General features: G+C 55.5%; 22 protein-coding genes. 10 read left to right on the forward strand and 12 right to left on the reverse strand.

Translation table 11 applies throughout. From position 1 onward, the window contains the following. Positions 1 to 13 precede the first annotated feature (13 nt). Positions 14 to 1,690 (reverse strand): L-lactate permease, encoded by a 1,677-nt coding sequence (locus ACT3RW_RS14470; RefSeq protein WP_444614224.1) that lies wholly within the window; start codon positions 1,688 to 1,690, stop codon positions 14 to 16. Between the two features lie 146 nt (positions 1,691 to 1,836). Here ACT3RW_RS14470 and ACT3RW_RS14475 point away from each other — a divergent pair, with 146 nt between their 5' ends. From ACT3RW_RS14475 to ACT3RW_RS14485, 3 genes are read left to right on the forward strand one after another with little or no spacing between them, the layout of a single operon-like run. Further along, a complete protein-coding gene (locus ACT3RW_RS14475) occupies positions 1,837 to 2,601 on the forward strand; it encodes a (Fe-S)-binding protein (protein ID WP_444614225.1) in 765 nt (254 codons plus the stop codon). Positions 2,602 to 2,618: 17 nt separating this feature from the next. After that, positions 2,619 to 4,070: a LutB/LldF family L-lactate oxidation iron-sulfur protein gene (locus tag ACT3RW_RS14480; protein ID WP_444614655.1), complete on the forward strand. Its 1,452-nt coding sequence runs from the start codon at positions 2,619 to 2,621 to the stop codon at positions 4,068 to 4,070. Next, entirely contained in the window at positions 4,067 to 4,699 is a 633-nt protein-coding gene (locus ACT3RW_RS14485; protein WP_444614226.1) for a LutC/YkgG family protein, read from the forward strand. Before ACT3RW_RS14480 ends, ACT3RW_RS14485 begins: the two co-directional genes overlap by 4 nt. An 80-nt stretch (positions 4,700 to 4,779) precedes the next feature. Here the strand turns inward: ACT3RW_RS14485 and aztD are convergent, their stop codons facing one another. From aztD to aztB, 4 genes are read right to left on the reverse strand one after another with little or no spacing between them, the layout of a single operon-like run. Then, positions 4,780 to 5,946 carry a zinc metallochaperone AztD gene (aztD, locus tag ACT3RW_RS14490; RefSeq protein ID WP_444614227.1) on the reverse strand — a complete coding sequence of 389 codons (1,167 nt, stop codon included), beginning with the start codon at positions 5,944 to 5,946 and terminating at the stop codon, positions 4,780 to 4,782. A gap of 19 nt (positions 5,947 to 5,965) precedes the next feature. Beyond that, positions 5,966 to 6,889, reverse strand: a complete 924-nt coding sequence (locus ACT3RW_RS14495) for a metal ABC transporter solute-binding protein, Zn/Mn family (protein ID WP_444614228.1) — start codon at positions 6,887 to 6,889, stop codon at positions 5,966 to 5,968. Continuing rightward, positions 6,889 to 8,136, reverse strand: a complete 1,248-nt coding sequence (locus tag ACT3RW_RS14500; protein WP_444614229.1) for an ABC transporter — start codon at positions 8,134 to 8,136, stop codon at positions 6,889 to 6,891. The genes ACT3RW_RS14495 and ACT3RW_RS14500 overlap by 1 nt, the downstream gene beginning before the upstream one ends. Beyond that, positions 8,133 to 9,002, reverse strand: coding sequence for a zinc ABC transporter permease AztB (gene aztB / locus ACT3RW_RS14505; RefSeq protein ID WP_444614230.1), 870 nt, complete (start codon positions 9,000 to 9,002; stop codon positions 8,133 to 8,135). The genes ACT3RW_RS14500 and aztB overlap by 4 nt, the downstream gene beginning before the upstream one ends. Before the next feature lie 53 nt (positions 9,003 to 9,055). On the opposite strand from aztB, the gene ACT3RW_RS14510 reads away from it, so the two are divergent. Continuing rightward, complete coding sequence (locus ACT3RW_RS14510) at positions 9,056 to 9,703, forward strand: metal ABC transporter ATP-binding protein (protein ID WP_444614231.1); 648 nt, start codon at positions 9,056 to 9,058, stop codon at positions 9,701 to 9,703. 58 nt (positions 9,704 to 9,761) lie between these two features. Here the strand turns inward: ACT3RW_RS14510 and ACT3RW_RS14515 are convergent, their stop codons facing one another. Continuing rightward, positions 9,762 to 10,415, reverse strand: coding sequence for a LysE family translocator (locus ACT3RW_RS14515; protein ID WP_444614232.1), 654 nt, complete (start codon positions 10,413 to 10,415; stop codon positions 9,762 to 9,764). A gap of 158 nt (positions 10,416 to 10,573) precedes the next feature. On the opposite strand from ACT3RW_RS14515, the gene ACT3RW_RS14520 reads away from it, so the two are divergent. Beyond that, a complete protein-coding gene (locus ACT3RW_RS14520) occupies positions 10,574 to 11,020 on the forward strand; it encodes a hypothetical protein (protein ID WP_444614233.1) in 447 nt (148 codons plus the stop codon). A gap of 119 nt (positions 11,021 to 11,139) precedes the next feature. On the opposite strand, the gene ACT3RW_RS14525 is transcribed toward ACT3RW_RS14520, so the two are convergent. From ACT3RW_RS14525 to ACT3RW_RS14545, 5 genes are all read right to left on the reverse strand, one after another. Beyond that, positions 11,140 to 11,688, reverse strand: a complete 549-nt coding sequence (locus ACT3RW_RS14525; protein WP_262199326.1) for a YceI family protein — start codon at positions 11,686 to 11,688, stop codon at positions 11,140 to 11,142. A gap of 379 nt (positions 11,689 to 12,067) precedes the next feature. Next, positions 12,068 to 13,045 (reverse strand): glycine betaine ABC transporter substrate-binding protein, encoded by a 978-nt coding sequence (locus tag ACT3RW_RS14530; protein WP_131089182.1) that lies wholly within the window; start codon positions 13,043 to 13,045, stop codon positions 12,068 to 12,070. Continuing rightward, complete coding sequence (locus tag ACT3RW_RS14535) at positions 13,042 to 13,770, reverse strand: ABC transporter permease (RefSeq protein ID WP_131089183.1); 729 nt, start codon at positions 13,768 to 13,770, stop codon at positions 13,042 to 13,044. The genes ACT3RW_RS14530 and ACT3RW_RS14535 overlap by 4 nt, the downstream gene beginning before the upstream one ends. Next, entirely contained in the window at positions 13,767 to 14,969 is a 1,203-nt protein-coding gene (locus tag ACT3RW_RS14540) for a betaine/proline/choline family ABC transporter ATP-binding protein (RefSeq protein WP_444614656.1), read from the reverse strand. Before ACT3RW_RS14540 ends, ACT3RW_RS14535 begins: the two co-directional genes overlap by 4 nt. Before the next feature lie 52 nt (positions 14,970 to 15,021). Next, positions 15,022 to 15,663 carry an ABC transporter permease gene (locus ACT3RW_RS14545; RefSeq protein WP_444614234.1) on the reverse strand — a complete coding sequence of 214 codons (642 nt, stop codon included), beginning with the start codon at positions 15,661 to 15,663 and terminating at the stop codon, positions 15,022 to 15,024. 214 nt (positions 15,664 to 15,877) lie between these two features. On the opposite strand from ACT3RW_RS14545, the gene ACT3RW_RS14550 reads away from it, so the two are divergent. The 4 genes from ACT3RW_RS14550 (at position 15,878) to ACT3RW_RS14565 (ending at position 19,703) form a co-directional block, all read left to right on the forward strand. Further along, positions 15,878 to 16,735, forward strand: a complete 858-nt coding sequence (locus tag ACT3RW_RS14550) for a fumarylacetoacetate hydrolase family protein (protein WP_131089186.1) — start codon at positions 15,878 to 15,880, stop codon at positions 16,733 to 16,735. Positions 16,736 to 16,835: 100 nt separating this feature from the next. Then, positions 16,836 to 17,876: a GTP-binding protein gene (locus ACT3RW_RS14555; RefSeq protein WP_444614235.1), complete on the forward strand. Its 1,041-nt coding sequence runs from the start codon at positions 16,836 to 16,838 to the stop codon at positions 17,874 to 17,876. Between the two features lie 38 nt (positions 17,877 to 17,914). Then, positions 17,915 to 18,037: a type B 50S ribosomal protein L36 gene (gene ykgO, locus ACT3RW_RS14560; protein ID WP_131089188.1), complete on the forward strand. Its 123-nt coding sequence runs from the start codon at positions 17,915 to 17,917 to the stop codon at positions 18,035 to 18,037. A 175-nt stretch (positions 18,038 to 18,212) separates the two neighbouring features. After that, on the forward strand, positions 18,213 to 19,703 hold the full coding sequence (locus ACT3RW_RS14565) for an alanine/glycine:cation symporter family protein (protein WP_131089189.1): 1,491 nt from the start codon (positions 18,213 to 18,215) through the stop codon (positions 19,701 to 19,703). 125 nt (positions 19,704 to 19,828) lie between these two features. On the opposite strand, the gene ACT3RW_RS14570 is transcribed toward ACT3RW_RS14565, so the two are convergent. Then, positions 19,829 to 20,674 (reverse strand): HpcH/HpaI aldolase/citrate lyase family protein, encoded by an 846-nt coding sequence (locus tag ACT3RW_RS14570; protein ID WP_131089190.1) that lies wholly within the window; start codon positions 20,672 to 20,674, stop codon positions 19,829 to 19,831. Positions 20,675 to 20,854: 180 nt separating this feature from the next. Between ACT3RW_RS14570 and ACT3RW_RS14575 the strand changes: the two genes are divergently transcribed. Further along, the gene (locus tag ACT3RW_RS14575; RefSeq protein WP_444614236.1) at positions 20,855 to 22,357 is read left to right on the forward strand and encodes an amino acid permease; all 1,503 of its coding nucleotides are present in this window, start codon (positions 20,855 to 20,857) and stop codon (positions 22,355 to 22,357) included. Positions 22,358 to 22,454 lie beyond the last annotated feature (97 nt).

Raw genomic sequence — 22,454 nt, forward strand, 5'->3', positions numbered from 1 at the left:
GCCGGTCAGCGGGCTACGGAAGCATCCATGAGAGCACCGGAGTGGACTGCAGGTAGACCAAGCAGCACAGCACCAGCAGCATACCAACGGACCAGCCGGCGACCTTCTTGAGGATGACCGATTCTTGGCCTTCCATCTTCACGCTGGTTGCGGCGATTGCGAGGTTTTGTGGCGAGATCAACTTGCCGACCACACCACCGGAGGTGTTAGCTGCCACCAAAAGGTTGGGGTCGATGCCCGCATTGACTCCGGCCGTCTGCTGCAACTTAGCAAAGAGCGCGTTAGCCGAGGTGTCCGAGCCGGTCACCGCGGTGCCGATCCAGCCAAGGATTGGCGAGAGGAAGGCGAAGAATCCACCGGTTCCAGCCAGCCACGTTCCCACGGTAATGGTCTGGCCGGACAGGTTCATCACATAGGCCAAGCCGAGGACCGAAAGGATGGTCAAAGCGGCAAAACGCATGTTGTAGATGGTCTTGCCGATTTCCGACAGCCCTTCGCCGAAGGTCATCGCGTACTTGCCTCCGGAGGTATTGCGTGAATAAACGAAGGCGACAATCACGCCGGTGATGAGCAGCAAAGTACCCGGTGAGGATAGCCACGAGAAGGTGTACATGGTTGACGAGACAGCCTTACCGCTCGAATCCACCACTTCCCCATAGAGTCCTGGCCAGCCGAACTTAATGTCGGTGCTGGTCAGCCATGCTGGGATATTGATACCCAGCTTCCACAGTTTGGCCAGACCAAAGATCACGATGACCAAAAGGTAAGGGAACAGTGCCATCCAGGTATTTGGACCGTGCAGTTTGGTGCCCTGCTCCACTGGCAACGCGGCAGCTTCAGGGGTCAGTACGCGCTCGCGTGCTTCGGCCGCACCCTTAGGAGTCCAGAAGCGCAGCAAGATGACCGCTGCCGCCAATCCGACGAGCGAGGCCACAATGTCGGTCAGTTCGTAGGAGAAGTAGGTGGAGCACAGCCACTGGGCGATACCGAAGGAAATACCGATGGTCAGCGTAGCCGGCAGTACCTGGCGCACGCCGCGCCAGCCATCGAGGATCAAGACCAGGATGGTGGGAACGAACAGCGCCAACAGTGGCGACTGGTGGCCGACGACGGCACCGATTTCCTTCGCGGGGATACCGGTCAGGGCTCCGGCGGTAGTGATCGGAATAGCCACAGCACCAAAGGCCACTGGCGCGGTGTTGGCAATCAGCACGGCACAAGCTGCACGCAGCGGAGATAGCCCCAGCGCCAGCAACATGGTCGCGGTAATCGCTACCGGAGCACCAAACCCGGCCAGCGCTTCAAGCAACCCACCAAAGCAGAAAGCGATCAGCACCGCTTGGATGCGCACGTCCCCTCCACCGATCACGTCAAAGACACGACGTAGGTCTTCAAAGCGTCCCGACTTGACGGTAACTTGGTAGAGGAAGATGGCCATGACAACGATCCAGACGATCGGGAAGGCGCCAAAAACCATTCCCATCACCCCGGAATTCAGTGCCATCAATACCGGCATTTTCCAGCCAACTATGGCGATGATAATGGCGACTGCCAGGGAACCTAATCCGGCCCAGTGAGCCTTGGTTTTGATCACCGCCAACAGTACAAAGAAAGTGATCAACGGGATCAACGCAACCAGCGCTGAGAGGGCAACACTGCCCGCTATCGGCTCGGTGGATGGTGTAAACACGGTGTGGGCGTCCTTACTAGAAGATGGTCTGACCATATGTGGTCCGACCACCAAGAGTACAACGTGAGTGCCATCACAACAAGTCTTGACTATTACAAAATCCTTGGCATAGTATGGTCAGACCACACCTGAAAGAGTCATTTATTATGCGAATTACTCTCTTTGCCACGTGCATTGTTGACGCCATGTACCCAGAAACAGCCAAGTCGACAGTGAAAATACTGGAACGTCTTGGCCATGAAGTGATCTTCCCGAAGGCTCAAGCCTGCTGCGGACAGATGCACATGAACTCCGGCTACATGCCTGAAGCTCTGCCCGTAGTCCAAAACCACATCAATGCCTTCGACACCGACGACTATGACGTCGCCGTTGCCCCATCAGGCTCCTGCGTTGCTTCAGTGAAGCACCAACACCCCTACTTGGCCGAGCGTCTGGGCAAACCCGAGCTCAAGGAACGCGCCAAAGCAGTTGGCGAACGCACCTATGAACTCACCCAACTGCTGGTGGACGTTTTAGGTGTCACCAATGCGGCCGAACAACTCGGTAGCTACTTCCCCGAAACCATCACCTACCACCCTTCCTGCCACGGGATGCGTTCTTTGGGTCTGGGCGACCGTCAACTGGATCTGCTCAAATCCGTTGGTGGCATTACCGTCAACGAACTCCCAGAGGCTGACCAGTGCTGCGGTTTCGGCGGCACCTTCTCAATTAAGAACGCCGATGTTTCCTCGGCCATGCTAGATGACAAGGTGAAAAACATCTGCTCCACCGGCGCCTCAGCCTGTTCCGGTGGCGACGCCTCCTGCCTCATGCACATCGGCGGTGGTCTTTCACGCACCGGCGCCAAGCCAAAAACCCTGCACCTGGCCGACATTCTGGCCAGCACCATGGAAGAGACGGTGTCACTGTGACTCAGGTATTCCTCGGCATGCCAGCCGGCGGACAGGGCAACCTGTTCGAGCAAGAGCCATTCCCCAAGGCAGCGCACCGCGAACTGGGCAACACCCAGATGCGCAAAAACCTGCGCCATGCCACCCACACCATCCGCGATAAGCGCCTGAAGGTCGTTGGAGAACTTCCCGACTGGGAAGCCCTGCGTGATGCGGGCAGCGTCATTAAAAACAATTCGATGGCCACCTTAGAAGAGCGTCTGCTGGAATTCGAAAAGAACTTCACCGCACGCGGTGGCATTGTCCACTGGGCCCGCGACGCGGATGAAGCGAACCAGATCGTCACCGATTTGGTGAAAGCCACCGGATCTACCGAGGTGGTCAAGGTTAAGTCCATGGCCACTCAGGAAATCGGTCTCAACGAGCACTTGGAAACCGAAGGTATTAGTGCTTTTGAAACCGACCTCGCCGAACTGATCGTCCAGCTAGGCCACGACAAGCCAAGCCACATCCTGGTTCCTGCCATCCACAAAAACCGCACCGAGGTGCGCGACATCTTCCTGAAGGAGATGCCGGTGGTGGATCCGAACCTGACCGATGAGCCAGCCAAGTTGGCCGAAGCGGCTCGTGCCCACCTACGCAAGAAGTTCTTGGCTGCCAAGGTCGCGATCTCCGGAGCCAACTTTGCCCTAGCCGATACCGGCACCTTGGGCGTGGTCGAGTCCGAAGGCAACGGCCGCATGTGCCTGACCCTGCCAGAAACCCTGATCACCGTGATGGGTATCGAGAAGGTACTGCCGCAGTGGGAGGACATCGAGGTCTTCATGCAGCTGTTGCCACGCTCCTCCACCGGTGAGCGCATGAACCCGTACACCTCACTGTGGACCGGTGTCACCGAAGACGACGGCCCGCAGAATGTGCACATCGTCTTGCTCGATAACGGACGCACCCGAGCCCTGGCCGATCGTTTTGGCCGCACCGCGCTGAACTGCATCCGCTGCTCGGCCTGCATGAACGTCTGCCCGGTCTACGAGCGCACGGGCGGTCACGCCTATGGTTCAACCTACCCGGGCCCGATCGGCGCGATCCTCTCCCCGCTGCTCACCGGCATCGAGGTTGAGGAAAACGGATCTCTTCCTTACGCTTCCTCACTGTGTGGGGCTTGTTATGAAGCCTGCCCGGTAAAGATCAACATCCCAGAAATCCTTGTGCACCTGCGCGGCGAAGATGTGGATGCCAAACGTGAGAAGCACAAACTGCCTACCCAGATGGATCTATTGATGAAGGGCGGATCTTGGGCTTTGGGCAAGGGCAAAAATATTGGTCTGCTCGAAAAAGCACTGCCACTGGGTCGATTGGCCGCCGGTAAGGATAAGAAGATCAAAAAGCTGCCGGGCATCGCTGCCGGGTGGACCCAGAGCCGCGACATTCCCGCACCACCAAGTAAGTCTTTCCGCGACTGGTGGAGCGACGAAAAGGAGTCCAAGTGAGCGCCAAAGATGAGATCCTCTCAAGGATTCGTACGGCCCTAGCCGATACCCCGGTGACCGAAGAAGTGCCGCGCGAATACCGCACCACCTCCGCCATGAATGAAGAGCAGCTCATCGAACTCTTGGTAGACCGTTTGGTGGATTACAAGGCCGGCGTTGAGGTCATCGATGCGGCGCAGATTCCTGAATTTGTGGTAGCCAAGCTCAAGGACGCCAGCAGTGTTGTCTACCCGCAGGGCCTAGATACCAACTGGCTTTCGGCGCTAGACAAAGATGTGGAACAGCGTCTTGATGCTCCCGGCGCCCGCTTGAGTGTGGCCGAACTAGATGCCACCAGTGCGGTGGTGACTTCTTCAGCAGTCTCCGTCGCGGAGTCGGGCACCATCATCCTTGATGGTCAGCCAGATCAGGGACGTCGTGCCATCTCGTTGGTACCGGATCACCACGTGTGCATTGTGCCGATCTCCACGATTGTGCAGCTGCTGCCCGAAGCCATGCCACGGCTTTCTATCACCCGCCCGCTAACTTGGATTTCTGGGCCTTCGGCCACCAGTGATATCGAGCTCGAACGTGTTGAGGGTGTGCACGGTCCACGAACCTTGGATGTACTGATGGTGCGCGGTCTGTAATTGTACGCGCTCAGACTTGTGGCCGATTCCCCACCCAGATTCGGGCGGGCAATCGGCCACAACTATTTCTTCTGCAAGCTCTACTTGGTGGTCACAGCCATTTCGTTAGGCTCCGCGTCCAGTTTCACGGTCGCAGTCTTTTTACCGGTCTCAAGGTCGATGGCGTACACCGACTTCTTAGCTGGTTCGCTGACGTAGGCGGTGTTGCCATCAATGCGCAGGGACGGGTGGGCTTCCTGCCATTCGGCCGGTCCTTCCCACGGGTCAATAACATCGATGTCACGGGTGATCTTCCCGGTGCTTGGATCAATCACGTGGATCTTACCGTCGGTACCTAACAGGTAACCAAGATCCTGTGGACCACGGGTGAGTCCGCGCCAGGTGTATTCAATTCCCTTGGGCAGATCTACTACCTTGTAGCTGAGCTTGGCGGTATCGATCAGGGTGATCTGGTGCAGCAAATTGCCCTCGGCATCTGGGTCATCCTTGTAGTCGCCAATGACTAATTCACTGGTTGGTGAGACGTAGGCGTTGCCCATGCGACCGTAGGTATCAGGTGCGGTGAGCTTCGTGAATTTTCCGTCAGCAAATACCAATGCCCCGTCCTCACAGCCGAAGACTGCACGGCCATCGGCAGCGGTACCTTCACCGTGCACTCCCGGACAATCGGTGCTTTCGGCGATCTTCTGCTGTTTGTCATCAAGCAGCTTCACACCGGTACGTGAGGTGTCATCACCAACGGTGGTTAACAAGGAACCGTCGTCCAAGGCCACCGAGACCCCGTGGTGAGCTGGGGATTCAACCGTTTGAACCTCCGGCAGTTTTCCATCGGCCTCTGCGAGCTTATTGGTGTCGAAGATCGTGGTGGTTCCGCTGCCGTCGTCAAAGAGCGCTGTCTTGCCAGCATGTGGAACCACATGTCCAGCAGCTCCGGCGTCAAAGGTGGTCTCGGTCAGTTCAGGAGCCGTTCCATCCAGAACTTGGAATCCTTTGGAGGTGGTGAGCAGGAAGTTTTTGCCATCTCCTGCCGAGTTCAATCGCGTGAATTCTTCGGTGTCAAAACTCTTGAGTACTTTCAGTGACTTCCCGTCGAGTACTGAGACGCCGTCTTTATAGGTCACCGCGATCCTAGTTGGTGACACAGTTTCGGATTCGGCAGCACTGGGTGCGGTGCATCCGGTGGCCAGTAGACCTAGGACGGCTAGAGCTGACCCGGCTTTGAGGGTGCGAGGCGAGATGAGATTCATGATTCCTTTCTTGTTGCGCTTAGTTGCGCAGGGCATGGGTGATTCGTTCGGTGTTCACTTGCATCATCTGCAGATAGCTATCGGCCCCTTGATGCGGTGGCGTGAGCGATTCTGAATACAATTCGACGATTTGTACCTCTACTTGGGCTTCTTCGGCCAGGGCGCGTGCCAGCTTGTCCGGCTGGGCCGACTCAACAAAGATCGCGGGGACCTTTGAACTACGAATGGCTTCGGCCAGCGACGCTAGATCCGCTGCACTTGGAGAGGCCAGTGTTGTCCCCGAAGGGATCACTGCCCCAATGGTTTTGAATCCGAAGCGTTCGGCGAGATAACCAAAAACATGGTGGTTGGTTACCAACGCCCGAGACTGTTCGGGAATCTGCGCGAAAGAAGCGGTCATCTGCTGTTCAAGCTCAGTGAGTTCGGCGCGGTACCCCTGGGTATCGGAAGCCAACTGTTCCGCAGAAATTCCGGGGAGATCCTTGAGTTGCTGGTGTAAGGCGTCAACCACCTGGATCATCTTTGCTGGGTCGGTCCAGAAATGTGGGTCGTCTGCACCGTTAGACCCTGCAACCTCTAGAACCTCAAAATGATCGCTGGCGACAAAGTGGTTGTTTTCGGCCTCATCAACCGCGTCCAGCTGATGTTGCAGGCCTTCTTCCAACTTCAATCCGTTGGAAACCACCAGGTCTGAATCATGGAGCAAGGCGGCTTGCTGCGCAGAGATTTCGAAGGAGTGTGGATCAACATTCGGTGGCATCAGCGTGTGAACTTGGGCTTGGTCACCGACTAGGTTCTGCACAACATTTCCAAGAATGTTGGTGGTGACCACAATGCTCGGTTTCTCATCTTGCTGTGCCGTGCCGATGCAGCCAGTCAGTAACAGCGATACGCCCAGCAGCAAGGCCAGCGCTTTACCTGAGTGCCTTATATTGTTGCTCATCAATTCCCCACCTGAGTCATCCAGGTCGGATCTATTTGCGGGCTAAGGGTGCGGGCGATCCGTGCTGAATCAGCAAAATCGATTTCAAACACTCTCTTCTGCGCAGGGGCATTCACGTAGGCTCGCTGAGCATCGACGACCAAATTTGTGCTCGCCAAGGCCTGAGGATTTTTCACAGTTTCCTGAAGCACTGGCTTGCTGACTCCGGTAGTTTTTCCGGCTTCTGTGGAGTAGACCAGCACCCGTCCGCTTGCATCTACAGCCACCACGTTGCCGTCTTTATCCCCCACGGCAGTGACCTTCAGGAGGTTCTGATCCTCCATAATTCTGTTCATGCTCAGGTCTCGGGTATTAATAACCCAAGCCCCTCGCTCCCCTGCCAGACCAGCCACCACAGGGCGGGCCTTGCGATGTTCAAGCTGGTCAACTCGTTCATCAGCGGTAGTCCCTTGGGGATATTTCACCAGTTCAAATTCTGGGTGTCCAGGCTGTTCTTCGTTGGCAACGAGGATGCCTTGTTCACACGCGATAGCGAGTCCTGCAGCAGTCTGTGTGGCATCACTCGGGTTAGCGCAGGGAGCGTTTGCACCGTCTACCGGGTGGCCCTCGGCGTCCAAATATTGCACTTGTGCCGGAGACGTTTCACTTTTAGCTTCGCTAGTTATGGCACCTTCTCCCAGCGGAGTCAGTAGACCTTGATGAGGTGAGGCTTGAGTAGTGAATTGTTCACTGACGTTACCCTTGGCCAGTTCAGAATTCTTTAGCAGAATTCCCTTTCCCGTCTTTGGGAAATAAACACCGGTACTTCCTGCGGTGGAGAGCGGTCCACCGGTGATCTGCGCTGGTCCCTCGCCATCGAGATGACCGACAGTTTGCGCTGTGCCGCGGTAGTAATGGAAATGGTCCGTGTGGTTCCAGCTCCACATCCCGCTATCAACGATGTCTACCCCTGCCCCCGTATCGGCAAAGAGGTAGCGTCCCTCGGTTTGTAGATTCTGGATGTTCTTTAGTTCGCTCAGTTCAGTTTCTTCATCGGTGAGCAGATCCAGCATTCCGCTTGTGCCGCTAGCGTCCACTGTCACTAGATGTAGTGGTGCCTCGGGCATTTCTTGTGCTCCTTCAACGGCTCCGTGATCTGCCGGTTCCACGGCGCTATCGTCGTTGGTGGCGGACGGAGAGGCGGCGCATCCCGCCAGTAGTACTGCGCTTAGTAGTACTGCGGTAAGTGAGTAGGACTGAGCCTTCATGTGGCACTTTCAACGTGTAGTAGCGATTTATTGTGTGCCGTTTCAGTCATGCACTTGTGAGTACTCAGAAGCTTTTGAATCAAGGCCGAAATGCCGGCCAACGCAATGGCCAGGCAAGAGATTGAAGGCCCCGCTGCCGTTTGTGCGTACCAAGAAATTAGTAGTCCGCCGCTCACACCGAGCACTCCGAAAACGGTGGCCAGGATCATGATGGCGGGAATGCGCGCTACCCAAACCTTGGCCGCTACGACTGGCGCCAGAAGCATGCCAACCACCAGCAACGTTCCGACAGACCGGAAAGAGGCTGTGATAGCCAGCGCTACTAAAAGCACCAGCATGATTTGTGCTAGTCCTGGCTTGAAGCCCAAGGTCAAGGCGATTCGAGTGTCGAACGCACTAGCTACGAAGGCTCGGTGAAACTTCACGGCAATGGCCACGCTCAGCAACAAGGCACCGGCTAGAAGCCACAGGTCCGCAGTGTTGATGGCCAGGATGTCGCCAAAGAGCATGCTTGTGGCGTCCGTGGCAAAGCTACGTGAGTGGGAGACGATGATGATTCCCAGTGACAGCATGCCCACGAAGACCAGACCGATGCTGGTGTCGTAGGAAAGTTTTCCTTTCCGTTGCATTGCACCAAGTAGGCCAGTCATCACCACGGCACTGGCCGCAGCGCCGAGCATTACCGGCAGTCCCAATACGGTCGCGAGGGCAACTCCAGGGAGCATGCCGTGGCCTATCGCTTCGCCGAGAAAAGCCATCCCACGAATCACGACCCATGTACCGGCGATGGCACAAATAACTGCGACCAAGCTGCCGCCGATCAGGGCGCGCTCCATGAACTCAGAAGTGAAAGGAAGTATCAACACATGACACAGAGTAACCTTAAATGAGAATCATTATCAATTGCTACACTGGAGCTATGACAACACCCAACACTTTGATCCACGTTCGCTCGGTGCATTTTTCCTATGCTCAGGAAGAAATGCTGCATGGAGTATCACTGACTATCAACAAGGGAGAAATACTGGCCATCACAGGCGCCAATGGGTCAGGAAAGTCAACATTGCTTGAACTGATTGCTGGTGTCATGCTGCCCAGCCACGGTCACATCGAACGACCGGTTCCAGTTGCGCTGGTGGTTCAAAGACCCAACACTCCCCCGGCTCTGCCACTGAGTGTGGCCGATGTTGTAGCGATGGGGACATGGCACACTCGATCCACACGAATAGAACGCAATCGGGTCGTCGCACAGGGACTAGAGCGCGTGGGCCTTAGTGGATTTGAACGCCGAAATTTCTCCACGCTTTCCGGCGGGCAGCGCCAGCGTGCGCTAGTGGCTCAAGGATTGGTCCAGCAAACCCCGGTGCTGCTGCTTGATGAACCGCTAGCTTCGCTGGATACATCAAGCCGAGATGCGATTCATAAGATTTTGCGCGACGAAGCGGACCGTGGACGAGCAGTGGTGCTGGTGACCCATGATCACGACTCTCAAATGCTTGCGGATCGAGCCATCGCTTTGCGCGACGGTGCCATCGCGCAGTGCCCAGCACCAAGTCTGGCCACCTAACGCTAGCTATCGATGCTACAGATGCCTCCTCGATACGAGTGTTGTGCCACGCCTCGGTCTACAAGAACGCGTGAACAAGTACGCCCACACCCATGATGAATAGCGCTGCGCAAGCAACCCATTCCAAGCGCAAAGCGATCTCTGGGCGCTTGAACCAGTGCATCGCTTTTGACGCTGCCGTGCTCAAAATCAGCATGTAGATGAATCCAACCGAAGCGAAGATTGCGCCCAGCCCCATGCCCCACACGAAGGTATTAGAACCTTGGGGAATAAAGCTTGGCATCATCGCTAGAAACAGTAGGCCCAGCTTCGGATTGAGCGCAGCCGAGAGCATGCCGGCGGTAAAAGTTTTGCCCAGCGAGTGAACCTGCCGCGCGGTGGTGGAACGGGTTTCGGTGCGAGCGATAGCGCTGTCGGCTTTAGCGACCGCTCGTGATTTGAAAAAACCAGAGAGCCCGAGATAGATCAGATACAGTCCACCGAGAGTCGAGATGACCGTCTCAACGATAGGGAATCGTTGAATGACCGAAGCTGCTCCAGCCCCTGCCAGAGTGGCCCAAGCAAAGATGGCCACCATCATCCCGAGAGCCGCGATGACTCCGTGTAGCTGACGAACCAGCGAATAGCGCAGTACCAAAAAAGTATCCGGTCCGGGTGAAAGTGTCACCATCACGCACACGCCAAGATACGCGCAAAACGAAGCCCAAGTCATGATTCACCATTCTAGAAACCAATTGGCTTGCCCGACTAACTGATGACTTTTCTAGCGCCCCGAAGTGACATCTCATTGGCCCAAACACAATTTATTTGCGTGAATTGGCCGCATGATTGATTTAATGAACTAACCACCTAGTTTGAAAGCAGGCCGCAATGTCGACTCCGAATGGCGAACCACAGAATCCGTACACTTCAGGCCAGCCAAACCAAGGACAAAATCAGCAGTATGGCCAGTCCCGTCAGTATCAGCAGTTCGGATACCAGCAGTCGCCTAATCAGAACTCGCCGTACCAACTGGGTTTTCAGGGTTACCCAAATCAGGGGTACCCAAATCAGAATCAGTTCGTAGGCAGCCAGCTCGCGCAAACTTCAATGATTCTGGGCATCATCTCACTCTTCCTTCTCGGAATCATCCTCGGCCCCATCGCCATCATCAAGGCTCGTCAGGCCGAGCGCGAGTTTAATACTCCAGCAACCGTTGGCAGGGTAACCGGCTGGATCGGCTTAATCCTTGGCCTCATCTACGTGCTGAGTTTTGTCGGTGTGATCGTATTTGCGATCATGGCACCGGAAGCGTCTGAATCCGCTTACAGTTACTAAGCTCAGAAAACGCTTCATACAACAACAACAAAGCCTCCGAACCACGAATGGTTCGGAGGCTTTGTCTGTATCGGCCCTCTATTCCGTCACCCCATGCGACGGCCTTCGGGAAGTTTTATTTAGGCTTCGGTTGGAAGCACGAAGGAAGCATCGATTTCGATCTTGACCTTGTCGCTGACCAAAACACCGCCAGCTTCAAGAGCTGCGTTCCAGGTGATGCCGAATTCCTTGCGGGAAATGGTGGTGCTTGCGAAGAAGCCAGCGCGGGTTGCACCGAATGCGTCCACTGCCTGGCCACCAAGCTCTACGTCGAATTCAACTTCCTTCGAAACGCCACGGACGGTCAGCTCGCCGACCAAGACGAATTCTTCCGAGTCACCCTTGATGCCGGTGGACTTGAAGGTCATGGCTGGGAACTGCTCGGCGTCGAAGAAGTCAGCGCTCTTGAGGTGACCATCGCGGTTTGCGTCCTTGGTGTTGACCGAGGCGATCTGAACGTTGGCAACAACGCTGGAGTCAGCCAGGGTTTCGCCGACGGTCAGGGTTGCATCGAATTCGGTGAAGCTACCGCGAACCTTGGAGATACCAGCGTGACGGACCGAGAAGCCGACCTCGGAGTGTGAAGCGTCAAGGTTCCAGGTGCCGGAAGTCAGTGCAGATGCAGTCATATCTAAGTCCTTTCATCACGCCAACAATTAGTTGACGGTTCAATTTGTTTTGCTGATACAAGTATTGCACGAAGAAAGTTGAAGCGTCAACAACTTTGCTAAAAATTTTCCTCGTTTTAGAGACTCAACCCGATAAATCGTTTCTGACTTGAATGTTTGCCAGAAAACTTATTTTGCCTCGGCTCCTGTGACGCCCTGAACGTGTCCGCGAACAGCCACACCAGTCTCATTCACCTTTTCAATCATGCGCCCATCACTTGCCGTTGGGAATAACTTCCCGTGAATCTTCAATGACAAAGGCTGGATCCCGACACTTTCAAGTGTCAGGATCCAGCCTTTGGTAGTGAGCAGTTGTCATTGAGCAGTAAGAAGATCAGGCCTACGGCTTGGAGACTAGCCCCTCGCCAACCATCCATTCAAAGGCGACGTCCGCCGGTTCGCGCCCAACCACATCAACTTGGTAGTTCAGTTCCATCAACACCTCATCGGTGAGCAATGGAGCGATCTCACCCATGATCTTTTTGACGTCTGGATGTTCCTTCAAGAATGCCTCGTTGAAGGCCGGAGCAGCGTTGTAACTTGGGAAGTACTTCTTATCGTCCTCCAGCACCGTCAGATTCAGCGCCTTGATACGACCGTCGGTGGTGAACACCTCTCCGAAGTCACAGGCTCCTGAAGCCGTTGCTTGATAGATGGCACCTACGTCGTAGAGACCGATGTTGTTCTCAGATACTTGAGACCCACGATCAATGCCATAGTGTTCCAGCATTGGAGTCAAACCATCACGACGTGAGTTGAATTCAGGATCAACACAGAAGGTTAGGTCTTTCGTATCCAAACTCTTCAGCTCTGAGAGCTTAGTGATGCCCAGACGCTTTGCCGTCTTTTCGTTCATGGCCATGGCGTACGTATTGTTCAGTGGTGCCGGCTTGCCCCAGTTGATGCCATTGGGCACGTCTTCCTTCTGCACCGCTTCCCACTGAGCTTTTTCGCCAACCACTGGTTTCTCATGCCCGAGGTACGTCAACCAGGCTGTGCCGGTATATTCCCACAGCATGCTTGCATCTCCAGAGAGCAAGAGCTGACGTGCAGGCTGAGATCCCGGAACGTTGGTCAAGTCGGTGACATCATATCCGGCAGCTTCCAAGGCAATCACGGAGATCTTGCCCAACAGCAGCTGCTCGGTGAACGACTTAGAAGTCACGGTCACCTTCGGAGCATCAGCAGCGTCGGCAACCGGCTGAATTTTCCCGGGCCCCACTTCTGGAACGGTGCCAGTGGATGGACTCAGGCCACAACCGGTCAAACCGATCACGGCGGCAACGGACAACACCGATAGTTTTAGTACGTGTTTCATGACAGTCCCTTCGGACGTGCAACCTGTTCAACTACTCGCCCTAGCCAATCAATGGTCAGAGCCAGTAAAGCCACCAGCAAGGAACCGGTAATCAGTACGACGTTCAGGTTCAGGTTCACGCCGGTAGTGATCAAGATGCCCAGTCCACCCCCGTTGATGAAAGTGGCCAGCGTTGCTGTACCCACCAAGAGGACCAATGCGGTGCGGATGCCCGAAAGCATGACCGGAACTGCCAGAGGCAGCTCTACCTTGAACAGCACAGACATCAAAGACATGCCAATACCGCGCCCGGCTTCCACGATGCGCTGGTCAACCTGTTGCAATCCCACGATGGTGTTGGAGAGCACCGGAAGAATCGCGTAGATCACCAGTGAAACGATGGCAGTTTTCGATCCAAAGCCAAGCCAAAAAGCTAACAAGACAATGACACCGATAGCCGGTGCAGCTTGCCCGAAGTTAGCGATGGCGCGAACGATTGGGGCAGCGCGCCGCAATGAGGGACGGGTCAGTAGGATGCCCAACGGGATGGCGATAATCAGAACAATGATCGTTGCAATCACCGTCAGTTGCAGATGCTGAAGCGTGTAGCCCCAAATGGTGGCGGGATCCAGTGTCTGGCGCTCAGTCTCGGTGAGATCTGCGCTTAACAGCCAGATAACCAGCACCGCGAAGGCGATGGCAATGCCAATGATCTGCCATATCAGGCTTCGTTTTTCTCCGCTCATACTGGTTCACCATCCGGCGTGATGGCTTCACTTTCAATGTCCACCACATTGATCGCACCAGAATTCAAACCGACCGGCGCGTTGTGGGCTCCATCCTGGGAACCGTTAGCTGCCGCAATGGCTTCCATAACGGTCTGCACCGAGATGACGCCAAGAAGCACGTCGCGACGACCGGTGACCAAAGCGGACTCGGAACTGGCTACCAGCATCGTATCCAGCGCGTCATTCAGGGTTGCCTGCTCGCCAACTACTGGCAGATTCTGATCACGCGTGCCATCGATGATTTCTGCACGCGATAGCTGACGTCGATCCAAGCGACGCAATGGGCGGCCACGCGAGTCCAAGACCACAGCGTGTTTGCGCCCGGCACCCTGCAGATGGGAAAGCACCTCTGAAGCTCGCTTGCCCGGAGTGGTTGTGACTGCTTCTTCCAGCTCAACTTCGTTGACTCGGGTCAAGGTCAGCTGCTTGAGCCCGGCGCCTGAGCCGATGAAGTTTTCGACAAACTCGCTGGCGGGGTTGGCCAGAATTCGTTCTGGCGAATCGTACTGCTCCAGTTGTGCACCTTCGTTGAAGATGGCAATCCAATCCCCCAGCTTCACGGCCTCATCAAAGTCGTGGGTGACACAGACGATGGTTTTCTGAACTTCAGACTGAATATTCAGAAGCTCATCCTGAAGTCGCTGACGGGTAATCGGATCCACCGCGCCAAAAGGCTCATCCATCAGCAAGACCGGTGGATCAGCGGCCAGGGCGCGGGCTACACCAACACGCTGCTGTTGTCCGCCGGAAAGTTCCTTCGGGAAGCGGTCGCGGTACATCTCGGGATCCAGCGAGACCAACTCGAGAAGCTCATCAACACGAGCAGCGATCTTTTCCTTTGACCAGCCCAGCATCTTAGGAACCATGGCGATGTTAGTTGCCACGGTCATGTGCGGGAACAGGCCGCCAGCCTGAATGACGTAACCGATGCGACGACGTAGTTCATCGCCGTTCATTCCGGTCACGTCTTCGCCGTTGATGACGATTTTTCCGCTGGTGGGCTCGATCAGACGGTTGATCATCTTCAGTGTGGTGGTCTTGCCACAACCGGAAGGACCAACAAACATCACGATTGAACCGGCTGGAATTTCCAGGGTGAGTCCCCCGACGGCAGATTTCTTCTGCCCGGGGTAGGTTTTGGTGGCTTCTTCAAGCATGATCGAAGCGCCAGTGACATTCTGGGCAGTCAAAGTTTCGGAATTCTTATTTTCAGACACGGATACCTCGCGGGGTAGTTAGTCGGCCGATGCCGAGCAAAATCAGGTCAAGAATGAGAGCCAGAATCACGACGCCGACAACGCCGGTAACCACTGATTCAAGGGCATTAGCGCCGCCTAAACGGGAAAGACCTTGGAAGATAAATCCGCCAAGTCCAGGGCCCAAGGCGTAGGAAACAACGGCGGCTACACCCATCACCATCTGCGCCGAAACACGCACGCCGGTGAGGATCACTGGCCAAGCAATGGGCAGTTCAACGGAAACAAGGGTTTTCATTCGGCTCATGCCGATGCCCCTGGCTGATTCGACAATGGTTGGTTCAATGTTGTTCAGGCCTACGATGGCGTTGCGCAGAATCGGCAAGGCGGCAAAGAAGGTCACAACGATCACTGCTGGTCCGACACCAAAACCAAACGGGACAATGAGCAAACCGATCAGTGCAAAGGATGGGACGGTCAGGCCGATGGCACTGACGGAGTTCGCGATTCCAGATAATGCCTTATTGCGATACACCAGTACGGCAAGCACTACTGAAATGATGGTTGCCAGAATCAGGCACTGCAGGACAAGCGAAAAGTGTTGCCAGGAGGCGAAGAGGATATTGCGATATCGCTCCTCAAAAAATTCACCCACATTAAAACCTACTTCACTTTAGTTACGTATCAAGCTCGATCTCAGGACGCATAAATCGCCCTGTTCCTGCACTGAGCTTACCGGGGGTTATCTAGCTCACCAAGGTTCGCGGCGTTTCCTGACTTGGTACATGGGCAGTTAGCTTGCTCAAAACAATGCTTTTGGAACCTGAAACAGGGTGTGATTTCAACGAGAAATGTAGTGAGATGGAATCATGAAACTTGCAACGCTCCGCCTCACCAGCGAACCAGGACACACCACCGCAGCCGTCATCGAAGATGGCCGAGCCTACTACCTAGACAACCTTGATACCGTCCAGCGATTCCTGCGCTTGGATGAGCCAACGCAGCAGGAAGTCATCGCTCGTGCACTGGTGGGTGAGTCTATTGCTGAAGGTGAAGCTCACTACGCGCCGCTGATTCCTAACCCGTCAAAGATCTACTGCATCGGACTGAACTACAAGTCCCACGCTGCTGAAGTTGGTCAAGAGTTGCCTAAATACCCCACAGTGTTCGCGAAGTTCGCTTCGTCGCTGTGCGGCGCAAACGACGAAGTAGAAATCCCTGTCGAAGATCACCGGGTGGACTATGAAGCTGAACTAGCAATCATCATTGGTACGCCGGGCCGGCGTATCGCCGAAGAAGATGCCGCATCACATATCGCGGGTTACGCCGTATCCAGTGACGTGTCGATGCGAGGCTTCCAAGGACGAAGCTCCGAATGGCTTCAAGGAAAGATTTGGGACCACTCCACTCCGCTAGGTCCATGGCTGGTGACGCCAGATGAGCTAGATCCGGCAGCAAAAATCACCAGTGCCGTGAACGGAGTTATCGTCCAGGAAGGCCAGATTGATGATTTGATCTTCAACGCTGAGCAGTTGGTGTCCTACTTGTCGACGTTTAACGAACTTCAGCCAGGCGATGTCATCCTCACCGGCACGCCTGCCGGAGTGGCGCTGGGACGTCGCGATGAAAATGGCCGTCACCCGTGGCTCAAGCACGGCGACGTGTTGGAGACTCGCATCGACGGTCTGGGTGTCGCCCGGACAACCTTCAACGCTGCACAGCACTAGCTAGCTTTCCCTCATGGCCTGTCAGTTAGAACTGGCAGGCCATTTTTGTCCGCGCTTCATTATTTGTTATTGAGACTCATTCTCATATAGTCTTCAAGACGTGAATGTTATCGTCCTCTCTGCCCTCGACACCTCCTGCCGCGATGCTGGGCTGGAACACCTACGGCGCCACTATCCAGAGGCCATAATCCTTTCCTACGATTTCATCGAGGGAAATCGTTTGGTACGCACCGTTGCAGGGAACGCTGCAGCCGAGCATAGTGAAGCGGTCCTCGAACATCCGTGCATCGGTTGCGCCGTCAAATACGAAATCTTTCCCGCTATTGAACGGCTGGCGCCCCAGGATAACGAAGCCACAATGCTCCTCGGTCTGCCCGCAACGTGGCATAGCGGGTCGGTGCTGGAAACATTGGCCCAAAAGCTTGCCACTGTTGACATCAGCATCAACAGCATCGCACTCTCGCTGGACCCCACTGAACTTGAAGATCACATGTGGGACAAGCGCTCCTTATGGGAGTCAGGATTCAGCTCCATGGAGCGCGACCAACGCACCGCCGGAGAGTTTTTCTTCACCGAGCTCATGCAAGCTGACACGGTCCTACCCGTAGAAGGGATGCACACACGGCTGCTGGAATCCCCCAAGGGGCCTCGTCGCATTGGCGGCGAAGACTTTGACACCGGACTTGGCGTGGTTCAACAGATGGCCCCACACGCCACTATCTGCAGTCATGACAGCCAGGTCGGCTCGTTCAATCCCGGTGCCGCCCAGCAACGTACCAGTGCTGGGCACATACCTGATATCTCAGAAGCCTCGTCACCAACAAAACACGCACCAATCCACCTAATCGCAGAACGACCCCTTCATCCCGAACGGTTCCGTGAAGCGCTCCCTGCGCTAGCCGCGACCTGTACCTGCATCCGGGGACGACTCTGGGTGGCCAGTGCACTAAGTGAACGAGTAGCCATCGGAAGTGCAGGACCGCGTCTCTGGATGGAAAATACCGGCTCATGGTCAACTGAAATCGCCGCTTCCGAGCTCTTGCTCTACGGCTCAGAACACGAAGCAAACGAGATTACTAACCTATTCCACCAATGCCAGGTGACAGAGGAAGAGCTGCAAGGGCTATTCTCCGCATCCTGAGTTACCGCCAACATGACCTGCCCCAAAGGAGGTGAAAAATGAAAGTTCGCAACTCTCTTCGCGACCTCAAAAATGCGCCAGGATCCCAAGTGGTTCGGCGTCGCGGACGTATCTACGTCATCAATAAAAAGAATCCAAGACTCAAGGCTCGTCAGGGCTAACGGTCCTCTCTTGCCGGCATCGCGTCTTCGATGCCGGCAAGGCGCCGTCCATCGTGATGATTACCCCGCTCACCAGAGCATTCAGTGACACACATCGCACTCTGCCATAAGATGTCAGCTATGGGAGCTACAAGCTTTCTCTTTGTCACTCACTCGCACAAGGGATGTTGTATACATGGAAGCTCTGGGAACTCTCTTCGGAGATATTTCATCAGTTATTTGGGGACCATTCTGTCTGATCCCGTTGCTACTAGGCACTGGCCTGTACCTGACCATTCGCCTCGGCGGATTGCAATTTATCAAGCTCGCCGCTTCGCTTCGCCTAGGATTGCTCAAACGCAAAGATGATGGTGCTGAAGGCGACGTCTCGCAGTTCCAAGCGTTGACGACGGCCTTGGCCGCCACGGTTGGAACTGGCAATATCGTCGGCGTGGCAACAGCCATCGGCATTGGCGGACCGGGCGCGCTGTTCTGGATGTGGGTCACCGGCCTGCTGGGAATGGCATCCAAGTACTCCGAGGCTTACCTCGGCGTCCGCTACCGCGGCACGGATATTGCAGGTGAAAAATCCGGCGGACCGCAGTACTACCTGCAGCGCGGCATCAAAGGCCCATTCGGTAAATTCTTGGCTTTGTTCTTCGCTGTCGCCGCGACTCTGGCCAGCTTCGGCATCGGCAATATGACCCAGGGAAACTCGATCGCCGCCAACCTGGATAATTCCTTTGGCGTCACCCCGTGGGTCACGGGCCTGATCCTCACCATTCTGTCACTGGCTGTCCTTGTTGGTGGCATCAAGTCCATCGGCAAGGTCACCGCCGGCTTCGTGCCGATCATGATCGTGTTCTATGTGGTTGCTTCGATCTACATCTTGATTGCCAATGTCGGTGGCATCCCCGCCGCTTTTGCAGAGATCTTCACTGACGCCTTCACCGGCACCTCGGCCGTAGGTGGCTTCGCCGGGTCTGCAATCATCATCGCCGTACAGTACGGTGTTGCTCGCGGTATTTTCTCCAACGAATCCGGCATGGGCTCGGCGGCTATCGCGGCTGCCGCGGCACAGACCACCCACCCGGTCCGTCAGGGTCTGGTCTCCATGACTCAGACCTTCATCGACACGATCATCGTAGTTACCTGCACCGGATTGGTGATCATCACCACCGGTACTTGGAACAAGATTGATGAAGCCACCGGCGAGCAAGTCTCCGCCGCGTTGATGACCGGCCAAGCCTTCACCCACGGCCTGCCCGGCCAGTGGGGACACTGGGTTGTCACCATCGGCCTGGTTATGTTCGCCTTCTCAACCATCCTTGGCTGGTGCTACTACGGTGAACGCAATATTGAGCGTTTGATTGGTCGACGCGCAGTGATGCCATTCCGCGTTCTCTTCTCGTTGATTGTCTACGTAGGTTGCACCACCGAGCTGACCGCCGTATGGAACTTCTCCGACATGATGAACGGTCTTATGGCCCTACCAAACCTCGTGGGCTTGCTCATCATGTCCGGTTTGATTGCTCGTGAAACCCGCTGGTACCTCAAGAATGATCCGAAGCTGGAAGCCAACAAGGCACAGATTGAGGACTTCATGAAGGACCGCGATGGCTGGAGTGAGTGGAAGTCCGGTGACGTTGTTGGTTCCTCCCAACATCGTCAAGCACATAGCGGATAACACCTCGCTTAATGAGCTAGGCGCGAATTGATGCAAAAAAATGATCTCGGTGCGGATCCTGTTTCCAGGATCCGCACCGAGATCATTTGCTGTTAAACCAGGTTCGCAACTAGCCCTCGGAAAGCTTAGGCGTTCCACAGTCCGTAGGAGTCAGCCAGATCCGCAATCTTCTGCGCACGGGCCAAACGCGGCAAGTACGAGCCGTCACCCACCGAAGCGCCAGCGGCGTGGGCTTCGAGCAGTTCCATGGCCCATGACAGTTCGTCTTCGCTCGGAGCCAAGGCCGCGTTGATGCCGTCCACGTGGTCGCGGGAGAGCGAGAGCTTGCCGGTCATTCCCATGGATGCGGTGACACGAGTTTCTTCGCTGACCTTCGCTGCGTCCGAACCAGCTGGTGGTGGACCATCAATGGCGCCGGGAAGCTTTCCAACACGTGATGCGATGACCAGCTTGCCGCGAGCATAGGCCAGCGCCAGTGGGTCATCGGAGACACCAGTGTCTTTGCGGAAGTCATTCACGCCGAAGGCTAGACGGAAAGTGCCAGGAGCCGATGCGATCGAGGTAGCATTCTCGATACCCAATGCGGTTTCGATCAAGGCCAGCACCGGGGTGCCCGCGCGCAGACGCATGGCGCTGTAGGTGACCTGCTCTGGCTGCTCGGTCATGGCCAGCATAATGCCGCGCAGACCTGGTGCCTCAGACAGGGCTGCAAGATCATCGGCCCAGAAGTCGGTATCAATGCCGTTGACGCGCACCCATGCGGTCATGCCATTGGACAGCGCGCGGACTACATTGTCGCGAGCTTGAAGTTTTTTGTCATCAGGGACAGCAGCTTCCATATCGAAGATGACTGAGTCGGCCTCGCTCGCGAGAGCCGGCGCAAAGTCCTCCTCTTTTGCTGCATTCACCAAAAGCCAGGAACGGGACAGTTTTGCCGGAAGAGCCGCTGCTCGACGATTTCGAATTGCCATAGTTCCCAGACTACTCACTTGGGCCTGAGGGCTTCCACTAGGTATGTACACTATTTGCCTCAATTGAGCCGACCAACACAGTCTGATGTGAGGACAATTACAAACAACGAGACGTTTTCCGGTAATGTCACTAGACGTGGCACTAGGCGAATCTGTCTCCACAAAGATTTATGCTTCACGATGAAGCTGCACGATAAAGGACCCTGCGTGGCAAATATAGAAACTACTGATCCCGCAGAGACTGGACCCGAGCTTAAACGAGCGTTGTCCAACCGACACATTCAGCTCCTTGCCATTGGCGGTGCAATCGGCACTGGCCTATTCATGGGCTCGGGAAAAACCATCTCTGTTGCTGGCCCATCGGTCATCCTGGTCTACATGGTCATCGGCTTCATGTTGTACTTCGTGATGCGCGCTATGGGCGAATTACTGCTCAGCCGCACCGATTACCGCAACTTCTCCGACTTCGCCGGAGACATCCTTGGACCATGGGCTGGCTTCTTCACCGGCTGGACCTACTGGTTCTGCTGGATTGTTACCGGCGTCGCCGACGTCATTGTGATCGCCTCGGTGTACGTCACTTACTGGCTGCCAACCATTCCGCTGTGGATCCCAGCATTGGCAGTCATCGTGCTGCTGATTCTGCTGAACCTACCTTCAGTACGCGGATTTGGTGAAACCGAGTTCTGGTTCGCATTGATCAAGATTGTCGCGATTGTTGTCTTGATTGTCGTCGGCCTGGTCATGATCGTCACCGGCTTCGAGCACGATGGCGCTCAGGCTTCCTTCCTGAACCTATTCAACGGTGAAGGCGGATTCTTCGGTGGCGGACTCATGGGCTTCGTTATGGGCTTCCAAATCGCCGTCTTCGCCTTTGTTGGTATTGAGCTAGTTGGTACCGCAGCTGCTGAAACAAAGAACCCGGAACACAACCTACCAAAGGCTATCAACGCCATCCCAGTGCGTATTCTGCTCTTCTACGTAGGTTCGCTGGCCATCTTGATGTCGGTCGTTCCTTGGGATCGCTTCACCGCTGATCAGTCGCCATTCGTGATGCTCTTCTCGCTGGCAGGCCTTGGCGCTGCAGCTCACCTGGTTAACGCCGTGGTGCTGACTTCTGCGACGTCATCGGCTAACTCGGGCATCTACTCAACTTCGCGTATGGTCTTCGGACTGGCAACCGACGGTGATGCACCAAAGCTCTTCGGCAAACTCACCAGCCGTCAGGTTCCACGCAATGCGTTGTTCCTTTCCGGCGTTGTGTTGCTCAGTTCGATTGTTCTGCTGGTCTTCGGTCTGGATAAGTCCACCGGCTTCTCGGTAGTCACCACGATCTCCTCGCTGTGCTTCATGTTCGTCTGGACGATCATCTTGATCAGCTACTTGGTCTACCGCAAGCGTCGTCCGCAGGCTCATGACACGTCGGTCTTCAAGATGCCGGGCGGCACCTTCATGCCGTACGTAGTCATGGCGTTCTTCGTGTTCCTGCTGTGGGCTTTCACTAAGGATGCAGACACCTTGACTGGCCTGTTGGCAACGCCAATCTGGTTCGTTGTGGTTGGTATCGGCTATCTGTTGCTGCGCAACAATCCTCAGCATCATAAGCTGCGTCAAGCACATGTGGAGCGTGTAGCTGCAGAGAAGCGTGAGGCAGCAGCCTACCTCGCTTCGAAGAAGCACTAATAAGGATCAATCTTCCTTTTTAGGCAAAGCCGTGATCATCCGAATCCATTCGGGTGATCACGGCTTTTCTTTATCCAGGCAAGGACTGCAACGGGTC

It is taken from the genome of Glutamicibacter sp. AOP5-A2-18, from assembly GCF_052446055.1.
In the GTDB taxonomy this organism is placed as follows: domain Bacteria; phylum Actinomycetota; class Actinomycetes; order Actinomycetales; family Micrococcaceae; genus Glutamicibacter.